Annotated in this window: 18 protein-coding genes; 11 read left to right on the top strand and 7 right to left on the bottom strand. The window is 50.4% G+C overall.

What is annotated here, in order from left to right:
* Nucleotides 1-47: 47 nt before the first annotated feature.
* The 3 genes from B157_RS36885 to B157_RS0117985 all read left to right on the top strand — a co-directional run bounded on the left by B157_RS36885 (nucleotide 48) and on the right by B157_RS0117985 (nucleotide 4,115).
* Nucleotides 48-2,750, top strand: coding sequence for a T9SS type B sorting domain-containing protein (locus B157_RS36885; RefSeq protein ID WP_020604705.1), 2,703 nt, complete (start codon nucleotides 48-50; stop codon nucleotides 2,748-2,750).
* Between the two features lie 559 nt (nucleotides 2,751-3,309).
* On the top strand, nucleotides 3,310-3,630 hold the full coding sequence (locus B157_RS0117990) for an ArsR/SmtB family transcription factor (RefSeq protein ID WP_020604703.1): 321 nt from the start codon (nucleotides 3,310-3,312) through the stop codon (nucleotides 3,628-3,630).
* Entirely contained in the window at nucleotides 3,627-4,115 is a 489-nt protein-coding gene (locus B157_RS0117985; protein WP_020604702.1) for an SRPBCC family protein, read from the top strand. Before B157_RS0117990 ends, B157_RS0117985 begins: the two co-directional genes overlap by 4 nt.
* Nucleotides 4,116-4,352: 237 nt before the next feature.
* On the opposite strand, the gene B157_RS0117980 is transcribed toward B157_RS0117985, so the two are convergent.
* The gene (locus tag B157_RS0117980; protein WP_020604701.1) at nucleotides 4,353-7,001 is read right to left on the bottom strand and encodes a glycoside hydrolase family 2; all 2,649 of its coding nucleotides are present in this window, start codon (nucleotides 6,999-7,001) and stop codon (nucleotides 4,353-4,355) included.
* A gap of 302 nt (nucleotides 7,002-7,303) precedes the next feature.
* On the opposite strand from B157_RS0117980, the gene B157_RS0117975 reads away from it, so the two are divergent.
* Nucleotides 7,304-8,224: a helix-turn-helix domain-containing protein gene (locus B157_RS0117975; RefSeq protein ID WP_020604700.1), complete on the top strand. Its 921-nt coding sequence runs from the start codon at nucleotides 7,304-7,306 to the stop codon at nucleotides 8,222-8,224.
* Between the two features lie 67 nt (nucleotides 8,225-8,291).
* Here the strand turns inward: B157_RS0117975 and B157_RS0117970 are convergent, their stop codons facing one another.
* The 5 genes from B157_RS0117970 to B157_RS0117950 form a co-directional block, all read right to left on the bottom strand.
* A complete protein-coding gene (locus tag B157_RS0117970; RefSeq protein ID WP_020604699.1) occupies nucleotides 8,292-8,699 on the bottom strand; it encodes a type II toxin-antitoxin system VapC family toxin in 408 nt (135 codons plus the stop codon).
* Nucleotides 8,699-8,842 carry a hypothetical protein gene (locus B157_RS38340; protein WP_020604698.1) on the bottom strand — a complete coding sequence of 48 codons (144 nt, stop codon included), beginning with the start codon at nucleotides 8,840-8,842 and terminating at the stop codon, nucleotides 8,699-8,701. The genes B157_RS0117970 and B157_RS38340 overlap by 1 nt, the downstream gene beginning before the upstream one ends.
* A gap of 132 nt (nucleotides 8,843-8,974) precedes the next feature.
* Nucleotides 8,975-9,754 carry a LytR/AlgR family response regulator transcription factor gene (locus tag B157_RS0117960; protein ID WP_020604697.1) on the bottom strand — a complete coding sequence of 260 codons (780 nt, stop codon included), beginning with the start codon at nucleotides 9,752-9,754 and terminating at the stop codon, nucleotides 8,975-8,977.
* A gap of 80 nt (nucleotides 9,755-9,834) precedes the next feature.
* On the bottom strand, nucleotides 9,835-10,962 hold the full coding sequence (locus tag B157_RS0117955; RefSeq protein WP_020604696.1) for a sensor histidine kinase: 1,128 nt from the start codon (nucleotides 10,960-10,962) through the stop codon (nucleotides 9,835-9,837).
* A 326-nt stretch (nucleotides 10,963-11,288) separates the two neighbouring features.
* Nucleotides 11,289-11,642 (bottom strand): hypothetical protein, encoded by a 354-nt coding sequence (locus B157_RS0117950; protein WP_020604695.1) that lies wholly within the window; start codon nucleotides 11,640-11,642, stop codon nucleotides 11,289-11,291.
* A 319-nt stretch (nucleotides 11,643-11,961) separates the two neighbouring features.
* On the opposite strand from B157_RS0117950, the gene B157_RS0117945 reads away from it, so the two are divergent.
* The 4 genes from B157_RS0117945 to B157_RS0117930 all read left to right on the top strand — a co-directional run bounded on the left by B157_RS0117945 (nucleotide 11,962) and on the right by B157_RS0117930 (nucleotide 16,848).
* The gene (locus B157_RS0117945; protein WP_020604694.1) at nucleotides 11,962-12,489 is read left to right on the top strand and encodes a hypothetical protein; all 528 of its coding nucleotides are present in this window, start codon (nucleotides 11,962-11,964) and stop codon (nucleotides 12,487-12,489) included.
* A gap of 240 nt (nucleotides 12,490-12,729) precedes the next feature.
* Nucleotides 12,730-15,120: a multicopper oxidase domain-containing protein gene (locus tag B157_RS0117940; RefSeq protein ID WP_041952179.1), complete on the top strand. Its 2,391-nt coding sequence runs from the start codon at nucleotides 12,730-12,732 to the stop codon at nucleotides 15,118-15,120.
* Nucleotides 15,121-15,123: 3 nt separating this feature from the next.
* Nucleotides 15,124-16,443 carry an APC family permease gene (locus B157_RS0117935; protein ID WP_020604692.1) on the top strand — a complete coding sequence of 440 codons (1,320 nt, stop codon included), beginning with the start codon at nucleotides 15,124-15,126 and terminating at the stop codon, nucleotides 16,441-16,443.
* Nucleotides 16,444-16,542: 99 nt separating this feature from the next.
* On the top strand, nucleotides 16,543-16,848 hold the full coding sequence (locus B157_RS0117930; RefSeq protein ID WP_020604691.1) for a rhodanese-like domain-containing protein: 306 nt from the start codon (nucleotides 16,543-16,545) through the stop codon (nucleotides 16,846-16,848).
* A 56-nt stretch (nucleotides 16,849-16,904) separates the two neighbouring features.
* Here the strand turns inward: B157_RS0117930 and B157_RS0117925 are convergent, their stop codons facing one another.
* The gene (locus B157_RS0117925) at nucleotides 16,905-19,214 is read right to left on the bottom strand and encodes a PQQ-dependent sugar dehydrogenase (protein ID WP_020604690.1); all 2,310 of its coding nucleotides are present in this window, start codon (nucleotides 19,212-19,214) and stop codon (nucleotides 16,905-16,907) included.
* Nucleotides 19,215-19,642: 428 nt separating this feature from the next.
* Here B157_RS0117925 and B157_RS0117920 point away from each other — a divergent pair, with 428 nt between their 5' ends.
* The 3 genes from B157_RS0117920 to B157_RS35615 form a co-directional block, all read left to right on the top strand.
* Entirely contained in the window at nucleotides 19,643-20,587 is a 945-nt protein-coding gene (locus B157_RS0117920) for a mechanosensitive ion channel family protein (protein WP_020604689.1), read from the top strand.
* Between the two features lie 26 nt (nucleotides 20,588-20,613).
* Nucleotides 20,614-21,177, top strand: a complete 564-nt coding sequence (locus B157_RS0117915; protein WP_020604688.1) for a DUF421 domain-containing protein — start codon at nucleotides 20,614-20,616, stop codon at nucleotides 21,175-21,177.
* Between the two features lie 98 nt (nucleotides 21,178-21,275).
* Nucleotides 21,276-21,467, top strand: a 192-nt coding sequence (locus B157_RS35615) for a hypothetical protein (RefSeq protein ID WP_041952176.1), incomplete at its 3' end; no start/stop codon positions are given.

Here is a 21,467-nt window from a genome sequence, read left to right as displayed (position 1 = left end):
GTATAATTTGGCTAAATTCAATATCTCTAGGCTACTTCTATCCATATATGAAATTAATATACCTCCTTCCGTTATTTATTGTAACTATTACAAATGGCCAAGTTGTCAAGCATTCCTACCGGTTTTATGATAACTTGTCTGTAGCCGCACCTGAGTGCGGGCCAGACATAGCACCAGCTCAGGCAATAACTGGTGGTTCCTGTTCCCCAGCCCCAACGGCTGGTAATTTTATTAACGATGTTTTACCCAAATGTGGTACCGATAGAATAGTCTACCATAATAATATGCATTGGGGCCTAAAATATGATAACATAAATAATAGTATTACTACAACATACACGATCCAGATGTATGTAAAAACTAACAAATGGGGACCTACGAGTTGGGTTAGAATAATAGATTTTCTGTCTGATTCGGAAACCTCAGATAGAGGAATTTATTTCAAGCGTTATGATAATAACAACTTCTGTCTTGATTTCTGGCCCAATGGCATAGTAGGAAAATGTCCATTCTTCAACGATTCAGAATACTACCTGCTCACTTTCACCAGAAATGGAGCATCAGGTATAATTAATGTGTATGTTAATAATACTTTGTTTATATCGTATAATGATTCAAATGGTCAATATGCAGCACAGGCAGGAAGACCGATATACATATTTAGAGACAAAGGCTTTGCTTATTGCGAGTCAGGCGAAGCTAACTTCGCTTACCTTTCTTTTTCTAATCAATTCTCTTCGCAAGCAGACGTTAATGCATTTTATAATGATATTTGTTCAATAGCAAATACAGTTCCCGTCGCTGATTTTTCTGCTACCCCTAATTCGGTCTGTAGTCCCGTTCAAAATCTGACCGTCACCTATACTGGCGACAAATTAGTTCCAGAGACAGATTACACCCTTGACTGGAATTGGGACGGCGGGCGTGTTGTGTCAGGACAAGGAATGGGACCTTATGTAGTGAACTGGCCCACGGGTGGCACGAAGAACGTTATCCTGACCGTTAAAAGCACCGCCTGCGGTAAGCCGCTCATCAAAACTAAACAGATTACGATTGGCAATTTGGCCTTATCCGTATCGGCACAAAAAGGAACTTGTTCTGGTAATAGTGATGGAGTAATTACCGCCAGCGCAACAAACGGATTGTCGCCTTATCAGTATTCAATAGATTCCATCAATTACCAAGCCAAAAATACATTCAGCGTTGTCCCCCGCGCTTATACTGTTTACATAAAAGACGCTAATAATTGCGTAATGAGTAAATCCGTTACGGTTGACACGGAGAACGATATCACGTTAAAAACCATCGCAGATACCAGCCTATGTCAGGGGCAGTCCATAAAACTTATGACAACGAGTAACGCGACTGGCTTTTCCTGGATACCATCAACAGGGTTAGACAATCCAGCCAGCAAAGACCCGTTGGTAGCACCAGCCGGTAGCAACACGTATATTGTTACAGCTACCAAAGGCAATTGTTCAAAAAAGGACACTGTTCGCGTTACCGTAAACCCGTCAGTTGTACTTATGCCATCCAGTGTACCGAAGTCATGCGGTACGTTTCTGCTCGCTGCCAATTCAAATGGCTTTGTTCAGTGGTCAGGACCCGGTATTTCCGGTGCCCGAGCTACGCAAGATTCACTGACCGTCAACGTCAGCGGTCAGGCTACCTACAAAGTTCGGGCATCGGGCTTTGCCGACGGAAGGTGTTCTGTTGAGAAGGAACTACAGTTGAATTTTAGCCCACCTGTACCATATCGGCTGACTGATAAAACAAAAAAGGTGTGCGGTACGTCTGTACGTCTTGATGCGGTTTCATCAGGGGTTTGGGATAGACTCAAATGGCAACTCCCAGACGGAACAACTGTTAATCAGCTAACCATCACGGCTCAGCGCAGCGGACTATATGTTATAGTAGCTGGTAGTTCCTCCACGGGTTGCGAAAGTCGGGATACCGTTACTGTCAGTCTTGGGCTAACTCCACCAGCCCCAACAATACAGAATAAGATACTATGTGCTGGCGAATCGGTTCCCGCTCTAACGGCTGTGGGAACAATGATTGACTGGTACAGCGATTCTACTTTGCGGGTTCGGGTGGGAACGGGTGCTACGTTCCAGCCACCTGTTTCATCTAGTCAGGATGGTCTGTTTGTGTATTACTTGACACAAACTGCATCTAACACCTGCGTTAGCCCGGCAGCTAAGGTGCAGCTTGAGATCAGGAAGTCACCAGTGGTAAGTCTCGCAACTAAACGTTACTCAGGCTGCTTTTCAGGCGGGTCGACCGACGTAATCATCCTCGATGCCGGTACGAATCCGAACATGACCTACCGCTGGTCAACGCTGAGTGATTCGTTGGTAGGCACTACGCAAACGGTGAGCATCAAAAATGCTGGCTCGTATCAGATCCGTTTGACGAACGATCAACAATGCAGCCATAGTGACACCGTGTTGGTGGAAGAAGTTTGTCAGCCCACGTTATTTGCTCCTACCGCTTTTACGCCAAACGGCGATAACGTAAATGATGTCTTTGAATTGAAGGGCAGACTTACAACTGGCTTTATGTTATCAATTTATAATCGATGGGGCGAATTGATGCTTCAAACGGATAGGCCCGTGTGGGATGGTACTTATCGCGGTGTGCCCTGTCAAAGCGGCACATACACTTGGCGGGTAGAAATGCCAATTCAAGTTTCACCTCTTTCACAAGAAATGTACAGCATAATTGGCCAAGTTTTGTTAATCCGATGAGGTGTTGAAAAAATGGAATATGTATTTGGCAAGCTCCGCATGGGCAGCTTCCCGGCGACAGGCAGCACGTCCCTACTCAATGTTTTCAGCCCAACGCCACCATGTGTGTAAAGGCTCCATACGGTCGCCATCAACCCCTGTTTGGTTGGGCCATAAGTGATTGCCAATAATATGGCAGTGGGGTCTCGTGTTAGTGCTAGTCAATTAGCTAATCACTATCACTGTTGTGTATGTGGAATAGTCAACGCCAACGGTACGCTACTTCCATATTTAGATGACCCGGTCTACTTTTCAGGCCGGGTTATCTGTTAATAAGGCACCAAGCCCCATGTCTCGACAGGCAGGGCTCGAAATAAATGCAGCGATACAAAAAACGAAATGTGTCGTTTGTATGGCTGCATTGAAAGTGAGGTAATCGGCGCGTCATCAGCAATTTTATGATGCCCCTCCAGATCGTCAATTCCAACTGATTTTTTTTCAATCTGAAAAAATTTGCGAAACCGAATGGTTGCACGTATATTTGCAACCATTCGGTTTCGAAAGGTAAAATGTAAACAAGATGAGACGAGATATTTTTCAGGCAATAGCCGACCCTACAAGGCGGGCAATCATCGCCCTGATTGCCTTGCAGGCAATGACACCTAACGCCATTGCCGAGAACTTCAACACCACCCGACAAGCTGTTTCCAAACACCTGCGCATACTCACGGAATGCGAACTGGTGAAACAGGAACAGCAAGGCAGGGAGGTCTACTACTCACTCGAAGTTGAAAAAATAAAAGAGGTCGATCAGTGGGTAAACCAATTCAGGAAAATTTGGGAAACTCGTTTTAATCAACTTGACGACGTATTATCAACCCTCAAAAACCAACAAAAATGAACGATTTCACCGTTGACAAAACAACCAAAACGGTCACCTTCTCCCGAGAATTTGATGCCGCCCTTTCGCTGGTGTGGGATGCGTACACGAAGCAGGAAATTCTTGACCAATGGTGGGCACCCAAACCCTGGACCTCAAGAACAAAATTTATGAATTTTGCCGTTGGCGGCCGACGGTTTTACGCGATGGTAAGTCCTGAAGGACAAGAGCATTGGTCAATCCAGGAATACACGGCCATTAGTCCGAAAACCAATTTCAAATTGTTGAACGCGTTTGCCGACAAAGATGAAAATCCAGAACTACCCGGTTCTGAGTGGGATTTAACGTTCAGTGAGCAAAACGGGAAGACAACCGTACGTGTCAGTATTTACAATGAATCACTCGTTCGCTTAGAGAAGATGATTGACATGGGCTTCAAGGAAGGAACGGCTATGACACTGAAAAATCTGGAAGCGTTATTAGCAACGTTATCGCATCAAAAGTAAAGGAATAAATTGCCTTTAATATCGGCTTGTTAATTGCGCATATAAACCGCTGGTAAGGCACTTACCGGCGGACCGGTTGTTGTACGCTCTGCGTTGCGTGGACATGAAAAGAAGTAGTAAGCACATTGGCAGTAGCTGGTATAAACATAATCTGCGGTTGCTATGCAGACATCACTGATAGTCTACACGGCAACCGCAGATTAGTAGCGTTCCGAAACTTTGTTAGCACTGGGTAAATCAGCGCGTTTTCCTGAGCTGAATGCCATTCAATATCGCTTCGCCCTGCTTCGCTTTGAAGCTTACCGTAATTCCTTTTTGGCCGTGAACGCTCACCATTACCTTCGTTACAACCGGCTGATCCGTATTTAGCACGTCGCCGTTGCTGAGGCCCGTGATGACTTCCGTGCCATTGACCGCTACATCGAAACTGCGCTCTATGAATGGCTCTGGCGCTGAGCGCGGGCCAAGGTTAAACGCTACATCATTACCCGAATTTTTGGAAAGCAGTTCGGCGAAATGCAGGACCAGTTCGTAATCGCCGTCGGGTACATCAAACGTAAACTGCTCAATGCCCGTGCGCTGCGTCTGGTAGATGGGGTCCAGGTCGGTTCCCACTATATTCCGGCTGCTCCCGAAACTTACCCGGGAATTGTTTTTCATGACGTAGGGTTTGCCCCCTACATAGCCCCAGCCGCCGGGTTTGTAGGCCTGTTCCGGCAACCAGTTCTGCCCCGTTTTCTCGTCGTAGAATAAGCGGACATCACCAAGACTAACATTCAATTCGTCGAAGGGAAGTTTTTGACTTTTCAGGTTTGACGGGAGCAGATGGAAGACAATATCGGCCTGATCGGACACCCCGGCGTTACCGCCGGTGGCCGACGCAACAACCCGGTTAAGCCCATCGGCAAAGGCAACCGTAAACCGGGCCGTACCCTGTTTTGTCTCCGCCGTGCCAATCACCTTTCCATTCACTGTCAGCGTAACGTTCGGTTGATTGCTGTATACCACCAGCGGTTGGGTGCAGGTGAGCTGGGTTTCCGATTCTGCGATGCCCGTGCGCCGGTTCCATTCTTTGGCCCCTACCTGGATATAGGGTGTTTTCAGCAGGTTCGCTTTGTAAAACCGGTAAGGGTCTTTTTCCTTGCGGTCGTACGTTAAAATACCTTTCGGGTTGATATTGGGCAGGGTCTCGGCCCGAACGGCAGTATTGAATTCAGCCAGATTCCAGATGACGCCCGCGGCAACAAAAGGCCGATCCATGATTGCCTTCAGGTAAGCCTGGTGGAAATCCATGGTATACTCCACGGACTTGTCGAAACGAACGGGGGTAAAATTATGAATCCGATTATCGGCGTCGGCCCCGAATTCGGTAATCAGCACCGGCTTATCGGGCAGTTCCCGATGGTGCCGGTCAAGGAACTTTCCGAAGTCATCGAAGTTACCGCTGTACCAGCCCTGATACAGGTTCCAGTCCACCAGTTTGGGGATTTTAGTCAGGCCAACTTTGTTATAAATCTCCCAGGCACCATGATTGGGAATCAGCGTGTAGCGGGCCGGGTCTTCGCGCCGGGCAATCGTCTCCAGGTCCTGCGCCAGACTGGCCATGTGATTAAAATAAGCCTGCTGTTTGGTCGAATCGTTGGCGAACGGCACCCGGAGCAGCATTTCGTTCATGTACGACCAGATGATCACACTGGGATGATTATACGTCTGCCGGATAATTTCCAGATGCTGCTGCCTGGAGCTGTTGGCGAAGGCTTCCGAGTCGGTAAAGCCCATGACGGGTGTCTCCACCGAAGCCAGGATGCCCAGCCGGTCGCAGGCCTGCAGTACCGTTGGGTCCTGCGGATAGTGGGCCACCCGCAGGAAGTTGCCGCCCATCTCTTTGAGCAGTTCCACATCGCGTACATGCATGGCATCGGGCAGGGCGTTGCCCATGCCCGGATAATCCTGGTGGCGGCTGGTGCCGATAAGCTTTAATGGCTTGTCATTCAGGAAAAAGCCGTCATTGGCGTTGAATGCATACCAGCGGAAGCCGAGGGGATTAGAAACTTCATCAAGCTTTTGTCCGGAAGCCGTTTCCGTAATGGTCGACAGCACCCGGTACAGGTAGGGATCGTCCGGCGACCATAATCGCTGCCCTTTGATGGCTTTAAAGTCCTGTATGAAGTCGATTTTCTGCCCCGCGTTAGCTTTGAACGTCCCTTTTTGCTCGGCCAGCACGCTTCCTTCCGGCGTCAGGATCTGATGGGTCACCAGCAGGTTTCGGCTGCTGCTGCTATTGTTGACAAAGCTGCCTTTTATCTGCACGGCGGCACTGGTGGCGTTTACCTGTGGAGTGGTGATGAAAATTCCGCTCGACCCCTGGTTATCGGCATCGAAGTGGACTTTATCCAGCACGTTGAGGTACACATCCCGGTAGAGTCCGCCGAAGATGTTGTAGTCACCCATGATGGGCGGCAGGTTTTCGTCTGGACTGTTATTGACCCGAATCACTACCTCGTTGGCTGCGTTGCCATCCTGGGCAAAACGCAGGGCGGGGCTAATGGGCAGGGCGAAAAAGGTGTACCCCCCCTGATGGTTACCAACAGACTTGCCATTGACGAATACCTCGGCACTTTGCCCCGCTCCTTCAAAATACAGGTACACCTCCCTGTCTTTCCAGCTCGCCGGTATGTAGAGCGTTTTTTTGTACCAGCCGTCGCCCCGGTAATAGCCCGGCTCATCATCCAGTACATCCTGCGTGTTCCAGGTGTGCGGAATGGATACCCGTTGCCAGGTATTTCCGGCTGCCTTTTTAGTCGTATCACCCTTGATAAATTGCCAATTGCTGTTAATCGTTGTCGAAAGACGACCCTGTGCGTGGAGACAGGAGAGAAAGAGCATGTTTAGTAAACAGGCATTAAGTAAAGTTCTGACGGGCATATAGGGTAAAAATTTTACTATACGAATTAATTTTATGACAAAAGACGTACTTTTCGTCCTGTGTCTATATGCACAACCAATCGTAAACTGTTCCCAATCAATCCATACTTGTGAGTAGAAGCAGGGATTTTGTGATTTACCAGATAGGACCAAATCATTTTCAGGCTTGAATCCGGATACGATAAACAGGCTTTCTACTGCAGGCAGCAACAGGACTGGGTTGAAGGGAAGCAACGAATGAATACGCCCTTTTCAGGAACACGATGAAACAGAAGTCGACCGACATACCCACGGTGACGCTCGGGGCGTTGGTCCACGTGGTGTTCAACAGGCTGGGCTGGCAACTGCTACACGACCGGAAGCTCCCTACGTTTCATATGAACCGGCTGGAAGATGCCCGTAATGGGATCGCCTTTCCGGTGCCCCCACATCGCAAAACGGTCATTGATTTCCTGGTACTTACCGGGGGAACTATGGTGAGGCAAATTGGCCTGACCCGGTATGAGGTGCCGCCCCGGAGTTTCATTTTTCTCCCCGCATACCAGATCTGTTCTGATGAATGGATGAGTGAAGACATTGAGGGGTTTTACTGTCACTTTGCTTCCGAATTGCTCACCAGACACGGTCCAAACCAGCCCCTTGAACAGGAGTTTCCCTTTCTGCGCTTTCAGGGTCAACCGCTGATCACCCTCAATGAAGCCCTGTTTCAGGATACGTTAGTGCTGGTAAACCGAATGGAAACCGTGTATCAAAACAGCCGGGGCGATGCGGAAGATCTCCTGCGTCTTTACCTGCTCACCCTCTTCACCGAGCTGAAACAGGCCACGCCACCGACTCTGTCCCCCGATACGCCGTCGGGCCATGGCGCACTGCGCACCACGCAGCTGTACAAATATGCGCTGGCTCAACTCATTTACGAGAAGCAACAGGTATCGGATTATGCCCGGCTACTTCATATTTCACCGAATCACCTCAACAAGTGTGTCAAGTTGGTAACGGGGCAATCCGCCCGCGAACTGCTGGACGAAATGGTATTGCTGGAGGCTAAGTTATTGCTGGCGCAAACGGATTTGAGCATCAGTGAAATTGCCTACAAAATCGGCAAACAGTCACCAGGCAACTTCACCCGCTTTTTTCGGAGTAAAACGGGTTCTGCTCCGAAACGTTTCCGGCAGAAAGAGTAGCAAGATGGGGTGTTTCGCGACTGGTAACTCTGATGCAGGTGTTTATCTTCGACAAGTTAGTCGCCTGTCAATCATTGTTTGACAGTAGTGCAATTGGATAATGCGGAAACTTGGCGTCATCAGATAGAACGATGAAACCCGTACTGGCTCCCTGGGCAATGATAATGCGGTCAAACTGGTCGCGATGCCCCTTTATCAGTTGTATTTCGAAAAATCGTTGAGCGTGTTCAGCCGTGATTGCCAATACCTGCACCTGTAAGTCACTCAACGCCTGGTCGATGAATGTGTGCAAAGGGGCTGTTGTTTTGATTTCCTTTGGCTTGGACTCAATCAATTGGGCTATCTCAATTAGCGAAATGGCACTTAGGTACTTTGAACTATTACTTAACAATATCCGGGTGATTGTTTTCCCAATTTTCTCCGGACTAGTATAGGCATTTAGAAAAATGTGCGTGTCAAGCAGATAACTCTTCATTACTTCAAATCGTCGTCAAACAACGTATCAGACATGAAAAGTACATTTCTACCAGTGCCAAGCTTTACTTTGGGTTTTCCGTCGGGTTTTTTGGTCGTTACTGGCTTTATTGGCTGAGACGCACCTTTGGTCGTTGCTTTCATGTTGTGATGTTCGTTTGTTTTGTAAAAATACAACAAAAAGGTACTCAACTTGGTGCAGTTGCTCCGCGTGAGTGAGCTTTCCGGCTCACTATGTAAACGCAGGTGTGTTGATTGTTGCGGGACGAAGAGTAATCAGCGGCCGAGCCAGTCCTTGAACTCCGACATCCGGCTGATGCTGACGAATAGCTCGTGCCGGGCTGCGGGTGTCAGGTCCAGTTTTAGTTTGCCTGCCGAGTAGTTGTGGATGGTCTGGATGGCGGGGCGGGCCACGAAGAACTGCCGGTTCACCCGGAAAAAATGGTCGGGGTTGAGCAGATTCACCAACTGGTCGAGGCTGTATTCTACGGGGAGCGACTGCCCTTCTTTGGTGACCAGGTAGGTGGCTTTATCTTCCGAGAAAAAATAGGCGATGTCGGCCACTTCGATGCTCCGTATTTTGGTGCCCAGGCTGACCATGAACCGCTCCCGGTACTGCTTGTCGCGCGATTGCTGCATCAACTGAAGCAGCATGTTCAGGTCGGGGCTGGCCGGGGTATTTCCTCCCGGCGTGGGTACGGTACGGATGGTTTTGAACTTCTCCAGCGCGGCCACCATCTCATCGTAGTCCACCGGTTTTAGTAGGTAGTCGATGCTGTTGACTTTAAACGCCTTGATCATGTACTCATCGTAGGCGGTTGTAAATATCACCGGGAGCGTTAGGTGAAGCTGCTCGAAAATACCGAACGCCAGTCCATCTTCCAGGTGAATATCCATAAAGGCAAGGTCGGGTGCTGGGTTACCGTTGAACCAGGCCACGGCCTCCGCCACCGAGGGGAGTTGGATCAGAATGTGGATCGTTTCGTCGTACTGTTTCAGCATCCGCTCCAGTTGCCGGGCGGTACGGGCCTCGTCTTCGATGATGACTACGTTCATAAGTTAAAGAGCGAAAGGGTGAAAGAGCGAAAGAGTGAAACAGAGGAAATCACTAGTGGGTAAATACGACTTTCGCTCATTCACTCTTTCGTTCTTTCGCTCATTAATAAAGGTATTTTTACGATAAAACTCCCCGCACGTTCGCCAAATTCAACCGCCTGGTCGGTGAGGAGCGAATACCGGTCGGTGATGTTTTTCAGGCCTATCCCCGTTGAGAATTCGGGCTGGTCGCGGGCCTGCATCGGGTTCTCGACAATCAGGAAGCCATTATTGGTGTATATCCGCACCAGCAGCGGCTCCCGCAATGACATTCGGTTGTGCTTCACCGTATTCTCCACCAGCATCTGCAACGACAGGGGCGCAATGCGGCATTGAGTCTGAATATCCTGGGGCACATCAATCGTGACGTCGAACTTTTTTTCGAAACGGATTTTGAGTAAAAAGGTGTAGGCTTTAATGAAATCCAGTTCGATAGCGAGTGGCACTAACTCCTGGTCGCGCTGTTCCAGAATGTAGCGGTACGCCTTGGACAGCTGCTTGATAAACGTCTCGGACAGATTTGGGTCTTCGTGTACCAGCGAGGTAAGAATACTCAGGCTGTTAAACAGAAAATGGGGACTTATCTGATTCTTGAGTGCTTCAAACTGACTTACCACCGCCCCTTTCTCCAGCCGCTCGGCCCGAAGTTGCACATCTTTTAGCTGCTGATAAGAGCGGGCGTTATTGGTGATGTAAAACGCCGTCAGCATAATAACAACCGCAAAGGCGTAGCCTACCCGCTGGGCGAAAATAAGGGCTTCGGGCGAAATGGCAGGCGCCAGATTTTCGGGTCGTATTTCAGGCCATATCCGAAGATACAGTATAGCGATACCCTGGGTGATTTCCCGAAACGTGACGATGTACAAGGCCGACAGCCCAATCGAAACAAGAATGGTCAGAACAAGGGCCAGCAGATTGAATTCAAGCAGAAAGTCGTCGCCAAACCATTCTGTCAGCCGTTGCTGAATCAGGTCGATAGCCGAAATCCAGACGAAGTAAACGAAGAAAGCCAGTACAATAAAAACAATCAGTAGTGGCAGGAAGTAAACGAAATCCTTCCCAGTTCGGGCCGCTACGGGTACATTTATATAGAGGGCCACGGGCATGTACAATAGCAGCAACTGTAACGACAGAAGCCATTTCTGGCGGGCCGGTAATCGGTTCGTCATAAGAAATTCAGTTCAGCAACGTACGAAGATACAGGCTGATGCTTCACCTCAGGATAGAAAGTGGGCAAACTCCCGATTTTACACCTTGCTGGTCCGATTGGTGGTACAGCGTCGAAGCCGTATCACGCATTTTTTAGTAGCTGACGAGTGTAGCAGGAATACAGGCCTCGTTGAGCTGTGCCATGCCGAAACAATACTGGTCGGCTCCCAGGCCGAAGCTGAACAAGTGGCTGAGCAACGGACTATTGGCCCCATTGGTCTCCTTACCTATATCAATTTGGGAAGGAGACTTGTGAGGAGGCCCTGAAGCAGGGAATTGTGCCTACTTATTGAACAATAAAACTCTCATTGGGATTGGCCTGCACCACAAATGTTTTGGTTAGGGTTTCGCTGCCCGTTGTCAGCGTCAGTCGAAAGGTTCCGCTGCCTAAACCCGATACATCGAATTGCTGGCTAAGTCCTTTTTTCAGCGCTACAGACTGCGTGTAGACTTTCTGGTCGCTGGCATCCAGGATCGCCAGCTGGCCTTTGGTCTGTATGGGTTGAACGTAGAGTTTAATTTTGTGCGTAGCAGTCATCATCACGTGGGCCTGAGCGGCTTCGGGTGTGGTGGTTGGTTGATTGGCGAACGATGCGGTAGTGGCTACCAGTCCCAGCATCAGCGTAAGTACTTTTTTCATGGTTATTTTTAATCAGATGGTTGATTTTTCCTTTTTGATGATACAAAGTTGCCACCCGATTGATAAGCCGGAAAAAGAAAGACGATGAGTGCCTGAATCAGGTAGATGAGTGCGGGTTTCGAATGGATGAACAAGAAATAAAAACTATGGGGCGTCTGATAAGCAGTTGATTATCAGACGCCCCATAGCCAAAAGTCAGCATTAGTAGAAGAAAGACAGACGATCTAATCAAATTCTAAGGAGTTACTCAGGACTCGTTAAGGTCATTATGGTTTAATGATGTAGCAGCACCAGTCGCTGCCTTAACGATTCAATCCTTATGAAAACTAACTCAAAACTTGTTTTTATCCTTTATGGAGTCATTGCTCTGCTACTGCTTGGCGGAGCATTCCTGTTGTACAAAAACGTGCAGTTCAATCGGAAATTCGCGCAGGAACGCAGCGAAATGCGGGCGACGGTGCGGAAGAACCAGTTGCAGAACGACCAGCAACAACTCACGTTTGGCATGAAAACCTTTGCGTGGGCTGTTCGGAACTCACTGCTGCAAAACAAACCGGGGGAAATAAATGAGTACTTCAACACGCTGGTGAAAGACCGGGGCATCAAAGAGATGCTGCTGGTAGGTGATGACGGGAAAGTGATGATCTCTACCAATAAGAAGAATCAAGGTATTGTATTCACCGACCGTTTTCCGGGCTACCTGCTTCAGCGGGAAGAAGTCTATTTTGACGATAAAACACCCTACGAATTATCGGCTCCTATCACGGCTCCCAATAAGCGGCTTGGTACCCTGGTGATGTTCTATAACCCGGCCCCGATGCTGCCCGACACGCTGAAGAATGAATAGGAACGAAGGATTCGAGGGTAATGGGGCTTCCCGGATAGTATCTGATTTGGTCGTCCCGTATTTTATAACGCAGTCCGGTAATCTTGTAAAGACGATTTCCCCTGCCAGTTGTTTTGTAGATAGGAGATTCTACCTTGATTCACTGACTGTATGATGATGAATGTATGTTTACCAGTAGCTGAAACGGGTGGTAACGTGAAAAGAAGAGAGGTATTACCGTACGGGCTTGTTTTGCTGGTAATGTTACTGCTGCCACCACTAGCCTTCTCGCAAAACAGCGTCGATTCGACCAAGCGGGAATATACGCTGACTATCCGGAAGGAAACCGTGAGCCGGGCCGGTAAAAACGTGACCGGTATGACCGTCAACGGGGGGATTCCTGGCCCCACCCTCCGCTTTACCGAAGGCGATACCGCCGTTATCTACGTAAAAAATGAGCTGGATGTCGAAACCTCCGTCCACTGGCACGGGCTGCTGGTGCCGAACTTCTACGATGGCGTACCTTACCTGACAACCCCACCCATCAAGCCAGGGCAAACCCAGAAGTACACGTTTCCCCTCAAACAGTCGGGAACCTACTGGTATCACGCTCACACGCAGTTGCAGGAGCAACGTGGCGTGTTCGGCTCTATCGTGATCGAGCCAAAAGAACAGACCCTGGTTTACGATAAGGAGCTGGTGCTGGTGCTATCGGACTGGACCAACCAGAAACCCATGAATGTACTCCGTAACCTGAAGCGGGGAAACGAGTGGTACAATATCCGCAAAGGCACCTCGACCCCGCTGAACCGGGTCATTGGCCGGGGTGCTTTTGGTGCGCAGCTGAACTTCTGGAAACAGCGGATGGAGAGTGCCGACATCGCCGATATCTACTACAACGCCTTCCTGATCAACGGCCAGAAAACGCAGGAATACCCGGAGTTCAAACCGGGCGAGCGCGTTCGGCTTCGGTTTATCAATGCCGCAGCTTCGTCGCAGTTCTGGCTGACGTTCGGGGGAGAAGACCCGATGCTGGTATCGGCAGATGGACAGGATGTAGTACCCGTCAAACACAACAAAACCTTTATTGCCATCGCCGAAACCTACGATTTTATCGTGACTATGCCCCCGAGCGGTAAGATTGAAATTCGCGGGTCGGTGCAGGATGGTTCGGGTACAACAGCCGCTTTCCTGGGACAGGGCCCTATTTTGCCAGCCCCAAATGTACTCCGCCCCGATAAAATTGCGATGATGCAGCAGATGGCCAAAATGGATATGCGGATGGGTGCCCCGGCCATGAAATTCAACCCCGATGAGGAAGAGCCGCAGCAACTCATGGACAACTGGGGCATGAAGATGGGCAACAAGAAAGGGATGGGCGGCATGGCGGGTATGCACCATAAAAAGGAAATGGACATGAGCAGCAACCCCATGTCTGCCGATACCACGAACCACGCGGCTATGGACCATTCCATGATGGACCACACCAAAGCAGGAGCCAGTATGGACAACATGCCCATGAAAATGGATTCCGGAAAAAGTGAGGGCATGAGCGGGATGAAGATGGATATGGGTAGCATGAAAGAGGGCACCTCCATGCCCGGCATGGAGATGCCCGGCATGAATATGTTTGCTCAGTACAATTACGACTACCTGAAATCGCCCGGTAAAACAACACTCGACCCGAACAAATCCGTGCGAAAAATCCTGCTCAATCTAACCGGTAATATGTGGCGGTACATCTGGAGCATGAACGGGGTGCCTCTTTCCGAAGCAGACAAAATCAGCATAAAACAGGGGGAGGTCGTGCGCATCACCTTTAATAACCTCACCATGATGCACCACCCGATGCATTTGCATGGGCACTTTTTTCGGGTTATCAACAAAAACGGGGCGTACTCTCCGCTGAAGCACACGGTCAACGTGCCGCCCATGCAGAAGGTGACCATTGAGTTCGATGCCAACGAGTACGGCGGCTGGTTTCTCCACTGTCACGTGCTGTATCACCTGGTGGGGGGCATGGCGCGGGTTGTTAGTTACGATACCGTTCGGGACCCGCGCCTGAAGGGATACCCGCTAACGAATCTGACCAACGAAGGCAACGGGTTCTATACCTGGGGCATGGCCGATGTCGCGTCGCACATGACGCAGTTCAACCTGGTGTCGTCCAACATTCGCAACCAGTTCAACGTGTCGGCCGTGTACGGCTGGAATCAGCGGCTGGAGGCCGAGGTGACCTACGAGCGCTACCTCTATGACTACTTCCGGGTATTTGTGGGCGTAAACACCGAAAACGAGCGCGATACCTCACCCAGAGACGCCATCACGACTGCCGTTGCCGGTATCCGGTTCCTGACACCTTACCTGTTCAACCTCGATGCACGCATCGATAGCCGGTTGCGGCCCCGCGTCAGCCTGAGTCGCTCCCTCATGGTCTTTCCCCGAACCATGCTCTTTGGTGCCTACGAATACCGGGCCGACTTTGGGTGGACCAAACGGCCGGTGCTGGAAGGGGTGACCGATACGGGGGCGTACCGATACGAATCGGTCTGGTCGGTGGGAATGTCCTACTTTTTATCCCGTAATGTGTCACTCACGGCCAGCTACGCCAACCGCTTCGGGGCGGGTGGTGGCCTATCAATTCGATTTTAACGGATGGCTGATTACAAAAAGAATAGTCTCTCCCTGACCGGTGCCGTTTCATTAGGAACGGGCGTGATGATTGGTGCCGGTATTTTTGCCCTATTGGGGCAGGTTGCCGAACTGGCGGGTTCCCTGTTTCCCTACGCTTTCCTGGCCGGGGCGGTGGTGGCTGGGTTTAGTGCCTACTCCTACGTGAAAATGTCCGATGCTTTCCCATCGGCGGGGGGCATTGCCATGTACCTCCAGAAGGCATATGGCAAGAGCACGTTTACTGCTTTTGCCGCCCTGCTGATGGCCCTGTCAATGATTATCAATGAGAGTCTGGTTGCCCGTACGTTTGGCACCTATACGCTGCAGTTGTTCGACGTGGCCGAAACCAGTATGTGGGTGCCTTTGCTGGGTGTGGGCCTAATCGGCGTGGCTTTTCTGGTCAATATATCCGGTAATAACTTCATCGAGAAATCGTCGTTCGTGATGGCGGTACTCAAAATAGGGGGTATTCTGGTCGTTGCGGTCGGCGGACTCTGGGTGGCTGGTTTCGATTTTGGAACAGTACTGGTACCCGATGCGCCCAACAAACCCGTTGTGGATTATTTGAGTGCGCTGGCCCTGTCTATCCTGGCCTACAAAGGATTTACGACGATTACCAACAGTGGCGGTGAGATAAAAGAGCCGACTAAAAACGTGGGCCGGGCCATTGTTATCTCGCTGCTTATCTGCACGGTTATTTACCTGCTGGTGTCCTTCTCCGTGTCGGCTAACCTGTCCATCGCCGAAATCGTCAAAGCCCGTGATTATTCGCTGGCCGAAGCGGCCCGCCCGGCTTTTGGCAAATACGGACTCTGGTTTACTGTAGCCATCGCCATCATTGCTACGGTATCAGGCATTATTGCCAGCATGTTTGCCGTGTCGCGGATGACGGCGATGCTGACCGATATGAAGCTCATTCCGCAGGCTGATTTTGGTATGCCGGGAAACACGCAGCAGCACATGCTGGTTTACGTCGCCCTCATTGCCGTTGGACTAACTGTTTTTCTGGACCTGAGCCGGATCGCGTCCATGGGGGCTATATTTTACCTCGTTATGGATATGGGTATTCACTGGGGTGTGCTGCGTCATCTGCGAAAGGAAATAAAACCAAACGTATTACTGGTGAGTACGGCTCTTCTGCTTGATGCCGTAGTGCTGGGTGCTTTTGTCTGGATGAAAGCCAGCAGCGACATACTGGTTGTTGGGCTGTCGGCCGGGATAATGGGGGTGGTCTACGCGGGTGAGCACTGGTTTTTATCGGGGCAGGAAAAGGCCGACAAAGAGCCGCAGGCCATGAACTAGGGCATCGGTTGACGAATAAGATAGTAAGGTGATAAATGTCACGGACAATCAGCGGATTACCTGCTACCTTGGGCCTGTAAATCAACTAAAAATAGACCGATGATGAATATATTGAAGTCACTGTTTGGCGGGGGCGATACCGGAAAGTTCGACGAACTACGGGCGCAGGGAGCCGTTATTATCGATGTCCGCTCACCAGGCGAGTTTGCCTCGGGTCATGCTAAAGGAGCCGTTAACATGCCTCTTGATACGCTGGACTCGAAAGTAGCCGCCCTGAAAAAATACAAAAAACCCATTATTCTCTGCTGTGCATCCGGTATGCGCAGCGGTCAGGCAACGGCTTTGCTAACCAGCAAGGGCGTTGCTGATTTGCATGATGCGGGTAGTTGGAAAAAGCTGGGTTAGTAGCCTGCCGGGCATAACATCCGGCAGGCTATTGTTTTGCCAAAATCACCAAGTACCTATTTTCTGATAATTTTCACCTGATTGCGTTGGGTGGGCGTACTGGCCTGCAACAGCAGCATACCCGTGGGTTGATGGCTCACGTCAAACGTATAAAACTGTCCATCCTGTGACTGGTCCACCCGGCGAGTTTCAATAAAGTGACCACGCTCATTCACTAGCTGCAACAGCAGCGACTGGTCGTTTACACCCCATACTTCCACTGTCAGATTGTTCTCCACTGGATTACCCAATACCATTATTCGTAGCGAGCCCGGGTCAGAAGCTCCCAGGCGGGTATTTGGGCTGGTACAGACAGATAACCAATTGTACGCAAAACTGGCTTCTCCCGCCGTGCCTGTCTGGATCGCTTTCAGGGTAATGGTTGGGTTGTCGGTGTATAGGTTCAGGATGTACGGCCCCGGATTGGTGGTTGGTACCAGTTCATTACTGACCGAAAAGGAAACTGGCTGGCCCGTTAGTCCGGTGTACTGTGGGTTAAATGTTAGCCTGCGCTGCCCCGCTGAAACAATTTCGCAACGTACCTGGGTCACTCCGGTGATAGCAAAACCAGCGGGTGGCGGGGGTGGTGTACCCACCGGACTTACGGTGATGCGAAAAACCGTACTCACCGACAAATTGCCGGGGTCCGTAGCCGTTACCGTCACTTCCGATACCCCCGATACACTGGGCGTACCGCTAATGGTAGATGGGGCTGAAAAATTTAGCCCTGCTGGCAATCCATTAACCTGTAGCGTCAACCCGTTGGGGGTTTGGGCATCGGTGAATGTATTAGCCGGGATACCAAAACTAAACGCCTGACCTACTGTGGCTGGTTGGTCGGGAATTGGATTGGCCACCGTCGGTGCGGTATTGGGGGCCGTACCGCCCGAACAGGCGGGTAACCAGTTGTACGCAAAACTGGCTGCTGTGGCCGTCCCCGTCTGGGTTGCTTTCAGGGTGATAGTTGGGTTGTCGGTGTATAGGTTCAGGATGTACGGCCCCGGATTGGTGGTTGGTACCAGTTCATTACTGACCGAAAAAGAAACTGGCTGGCCCGTTAGCCCGGTGTATTGCGGACTAAACGTCAGTCTGCGCTGCCCGGCCGAAATGGTTTCGCAACTGACCTGGGTCACGCCCGCAATCGTGAAGTCGGTCGTTGGTGGGGGCGTGGCGGGGGTGTATATGATTCGGTACAGGGCATTGTCGCTCAGACTGAGGTAGTATAAATTTCCGTCAAGTCCCGTTGACAGCCCCACCGGCAAACCAGCGAGTCCGGTTCCGAAAGGCGCACGGGTCGCTCCCGAACCGGATACGTCAATGACGTTGATCCACTGATTGCACAAGTCCTGGTAGAAATACCTGCCCACAAAACTGGTGGGGTAATTGGTGGTTGGCGGGTTGAAAAAGGTACCGCCCGTTATGGCGCATCCGCTACCATCCCCGGCACCATGCGGATAAGAGAAAAGCGGGTTATTGTATGCCGGATTCGAACTGCTGCCTTCGGCGTTGGGCCAGCCAAAATTCAGGCCGCCCGTGGTGGCATCGTTTATCTCCTCGTACGTATTCTGTCCAACATCGTTGACAAAGATTTTACCCGTTCCAGGCTGAATAGCAATGGTATAGGGGTTTCGCAGACCGTAGGCCCAGATGCGCTGCCGGGATAACGAACCCGTTGGGAATGGATTATCGGTTGGGATACTGCCGTCGGCGTTGATACGCAGGATTTTTCCCAGGTGGTTTTCCAGCGTCTGTGCGTTAGTGGGAACGGCATTTTCGCCCACGCCAACGTACAGTTTGCCATCTTTTCCGAAGCTAAGCGAGCCGCCATTATGGTTGGTTGCACTCAGCGGGTCCAGGTCCAGAAGAACCAGTTCACTACCCGACACGGCAACATCGCCATTGGCCGTAAAGCGACTGACACGATTGTGCCGGGGGGTGGAAGGAACCGTGTAGTACACGTAGACATACTGATTGCTGGCAAAATTCGGGTCGAGCGTCAGGCCAATCAGGCCCCGTTCACCTTCCGAATCGACACTAATCCCAACAAATGGAGCCGTCAGCAGGCTACCGTTTTTGATAACGCGCAGTGCCCCGCCCTGTTCGGCTACGAAAACACGCCCGTCGGGTGCGAAGGCAATCACGTTTGGTTGATTGAACCCATTGGCAACCAATTGCTGACTGAATCCGTCGGGAAAATTCTGTGCCTGTACATAACTGGTTGTCAGCCACAGCGCGAGTGCTGTAAATAGCCAGCTGATTCGTTTACTAGCCTGAACAAGTACGCGGTTACTACGCAAAAGCAGATTCTGTTCGTACAAAGTCTTCATATAGGATCGTGTATATTAAACAATAAATCGTCTCAGTAACAAACATAAGTATAATATCATTTAATCATGCATTTTTTGTAATTTGTTGACATTCTGTCGGTTGTAATTTCACTTTCGCGCTTAATCTGGCCAGGTGCTGACTGACTGTATCCTGGGCAGCTTATACGTAGAAAAGGCAGATTTATTCATGACTACAGAGTAGCCAGGGGCGGGGCTAACCAGCAGGGGTCTGGCTGACTTGCATGATGCGGGTAGCTGGAAAAAACTGGGGTAGGCAACGCCTGAGCGCGGTCGTTATAGTACACACGGGTTTACAGGCTGAGTTTTTACAACCCACATACTTAACAAACGGTTGAGTATGTGGGTTGTATTTATATATAATCTCTTGTTACTGACCGGGATTTATCAACTAATGCTTTATCGATAACATGCTTTTACTGTGGTCTTTTTTACAACCTGACAGGGTAAACCAACCGCCATTCACCATCAATGACGGCATTACGCTGTTTTGGGGTACCATTCGCGATTTCCTGAAAGGTACTGCTGAGCGATTACCCTATCTCATAGTAGGGGTCTTCGTTTATTTCTTCTTCTGGGTAGTAAGCAGATTGGTAAAGAAGGCCATCAACAACGTGGCTAAACGCTCGAATTCGATCAACAACATGCTGGCCAGCCTGATCAGCCGTATTGTAGGGGCTCTGGTTAGTGTGTTCGGTTTTCTGGCGGCCTGCGTCATTGTGATTCCTTCGTTCAAACCCGGCGATATTATTGCGGGTCTGGGTATATCGACAGTAGCCATTGGATTTGCCTTCAAGGATATCCTGCAAAACTACTTTGCCGGGTTACTCATCCTATGGCGGCAACCATTCAAAGTGGGCGATCAGATTCGGGTAAAAGATTTTGAAGGAACGGTAGAGGAGATCAATATGCGCTCCACCCGCCTGAAAACGTATGACGGTGAACGGGCTATTCTACCCAATGGCGATGTGTACACCAGCGTTATGCTGGTTAGAACCGCCTATAATATACGCCGGGTAAAGTTTGTGGTGGGCATCGGCTATCCTGATTCCATTGAAGAAGCCCGGCAGGTGATTCACACCGTTCTCTATGGCATCGAAGGTGTGCTGAAAGAGCCTGCCCCCTGGGTATACGTAACAGAGCTGGCGGGGTCGTCGGTTAACCTGACGGTTTTCTTCTGGACGGAGTCGCACCAGGCCAATGTGCTGAAAGTCAGCGATCAGGTGGTGACGGGCATTAAGCTGGCCCTGGACGAAGCTAGTATCGATATGCCTTTCCCGCACACGGTTGTTCTGTTGGAACAACAGCCTCAGGGACCGGCTATCCTGTCGCGTCCGCCTTCAAAGAAACAATAGACTAGTGGCATAAACGGACAAAACGAATGAATGACCTCCTGAACACGCTTTACGATTGGGTTTTCAAAGGCTGGGGAAGCATTTGGCGGGCTCTGTTCGTAGGCATACTGGCCTACGCCGGATTGTTGACGTTCCTGCGCCTTTCGGGAAAACGTACCCTGTCAAAGATGAATGCCTTCGATTTGGTCATTACAGTGTCGCTTGGCTCCACGCTGTCGACCATTATTGTGTCGCGGCAAACGGGGCTGGCCGACGGGCTGACGGCGCTGGGGTTACTCATTGCGCTGCAGTTCAGCGTGGCGTGGCTGTCTGTCCGGTGGCCCTGGTTCCGGAACGCGATAAAGAGTGAGCCGACATTACTGTTCTATCAGGGAGACTTTCTGCATCGGGCTTTACAACGGGAGCGGGTTACGGAAAATGAGGTACTGGCTGCCCTGCGGGATTCGGGCGTGGCGCATCCTGGTAAAAAGACGGCCGTTGTGCTGGAAACGGACGGGTCGTTTACCGTAACTCAGGGTGATAACCTCGACCAGTCGTTTAGCCTTCAGAGTGCAAAACTCCCTTCCGGCAACAGCTCCGCACTAAACTAATAGTTATGGGTTCAACCTAAGTACAGGACAAAAGTAGGGAGTAGCTGATGTTGAGGTAGTTTTGTGTCGCTAAACGTAAACCCCTCCAACTACTCCCTATGCAAAGTAACGAAGATGCTGTCTACGATGCCATCAAAGATCATTTTCAATGTGATAAACGGCGTATCCGCTTTATGGCCCTGCTGATCATTGCCCTCTTGAAACTGGCTGACTCCTCATTGGCTCAATGGAGTCTGGCTATCAACCAAACCACCCTGCGGGCTTCCCGACTCAAGCGACTGCAACGATTG

Origin of the sequence: Spirosoma spitsbergense DSM 19989, from assembly GCF_000374085.1 — a bacterium.
GTDB lineage: Bacteria > Bacteroidota > Bacteroidia > Cytophagales > Spirosomataceae > Spirosoma > Spirosoma spitsbergense.
The sequence above is the reverse complement of the archived record's forward strand: the minus strand, read 5'-3'. Positions and strand labels throughout refer to the sequence as shown.

Coding starts and splice junctions, on each gene's coding strand:
- B157_RS0117925 (WP_020604690.1), bottom strand. CDS start 19,214: ATGAAGACTTTGTACGAACAGAATCTGCTTTTGCGTAGTAACCGCGTA.
- B157_RS0117960 (WP_020604697.1), bottom strand. CDS start 9,754: ATGAACGTAGTCATCATCGAAGACGAGGCCCGTACCGCCCGGCAACTG.
- B157_RS0117980 (WP_020604701.1), bottom strand. CDS start 7,001: ATGCTCTTTCTCTCCTGTCTCCACGCACAGGGTCGTCTTTCGACAACG.
- B157_RS0117915 (WP_020604688.1), top strand. CDS start 20,614: ATGAATGACCTCCTGAACACGCTTTACGATTGGGTTTTCAAAGGCTGG.
- B157_RS0117990 (WP_020604703.1), top strand. CDS start 3,310: ATGAGACGAGATATTTTTCAGGCAATAGCCGACCCTACAAGGCGGGCA.
- B157_RS0117955 (WP_020604696.1), bottom strand. CDS start 10,962: ATGACGAACCGATTACCGGCCCGCCAGAAATGGCTTCTGTCGTTACAG.
- B157_RS0117975 (WP_020604700.1), top strand. CDS start 7,304: ATGAAACAGAAGTCGACCGACATACCCACGGTGACGCTCGGGGCGTTG.
- B157_RS0117950 (WP_020604695.1), bottom strand. CDS start 11,642: ATGAAAAAAGTACTTACGCTGATGCTGGGACTGGTAGCCACTACCGCA.
- B157_RS38340 (WP_020604698.1), bottom strand. CDS start 8,842: ATGAAAGCAACGACCAAAGGTGCGTCTCAGCCAATAAAGCCAGTAACG.
- B157_RS0117920 (WP_020604689.1), top strand. CDS start 19,643: ATGCTTTTACTGTGGTCTTTTTTACAACCTGACAGGGTAAACCAACCG.
- B157_RS0117930 (WP_020604691.1), top strand. CDS start 16,543: ATGATGAATATATTGAAGTCACTGTTTGGCGGGGGCGATACCGGAAAG.
- B157_RS0117945 (WP_020604694.1), top strand. CDS start 11,962: ATGAAAACTAACTCAAAACTTGTTTTTATCCTTTATGGAGTCATTGCT.
- B157_RS0117970 (WP_020604699.1), bottom strand. CDS start 8,699: ATGAAGAGTTATCTGCTTGACACGCACATTTTTCTAAATGCCTATACT.
- B157_RS0117985 (WP_020604702.1), top strand. CDS start 3,627: ATGAACGATTTCACCGTTGACAAAACAACCAAAACGGTCACCTTCTCC.
- B157_RS0117940 (WP_041952179.1), top strand. CDS start 12,730: ATGTTACTGCTGCCACCACTAGCCTTCTCGCAAAACAGCGTCGATTCG.
- B157_RS36885 (WP_020604705.1), top strand. CDS start 48: ATGAAATTAATATACCTCCTTCCGTTATTTATTGTAACTATTACAAAT.
- B157_RS0117935 (WP_020604692.1), top strand. CDS start 15,124: ATGGCTGATTACAAAAAGAATAGTCTCTCCCTGACCGGTGCCGTTTCA.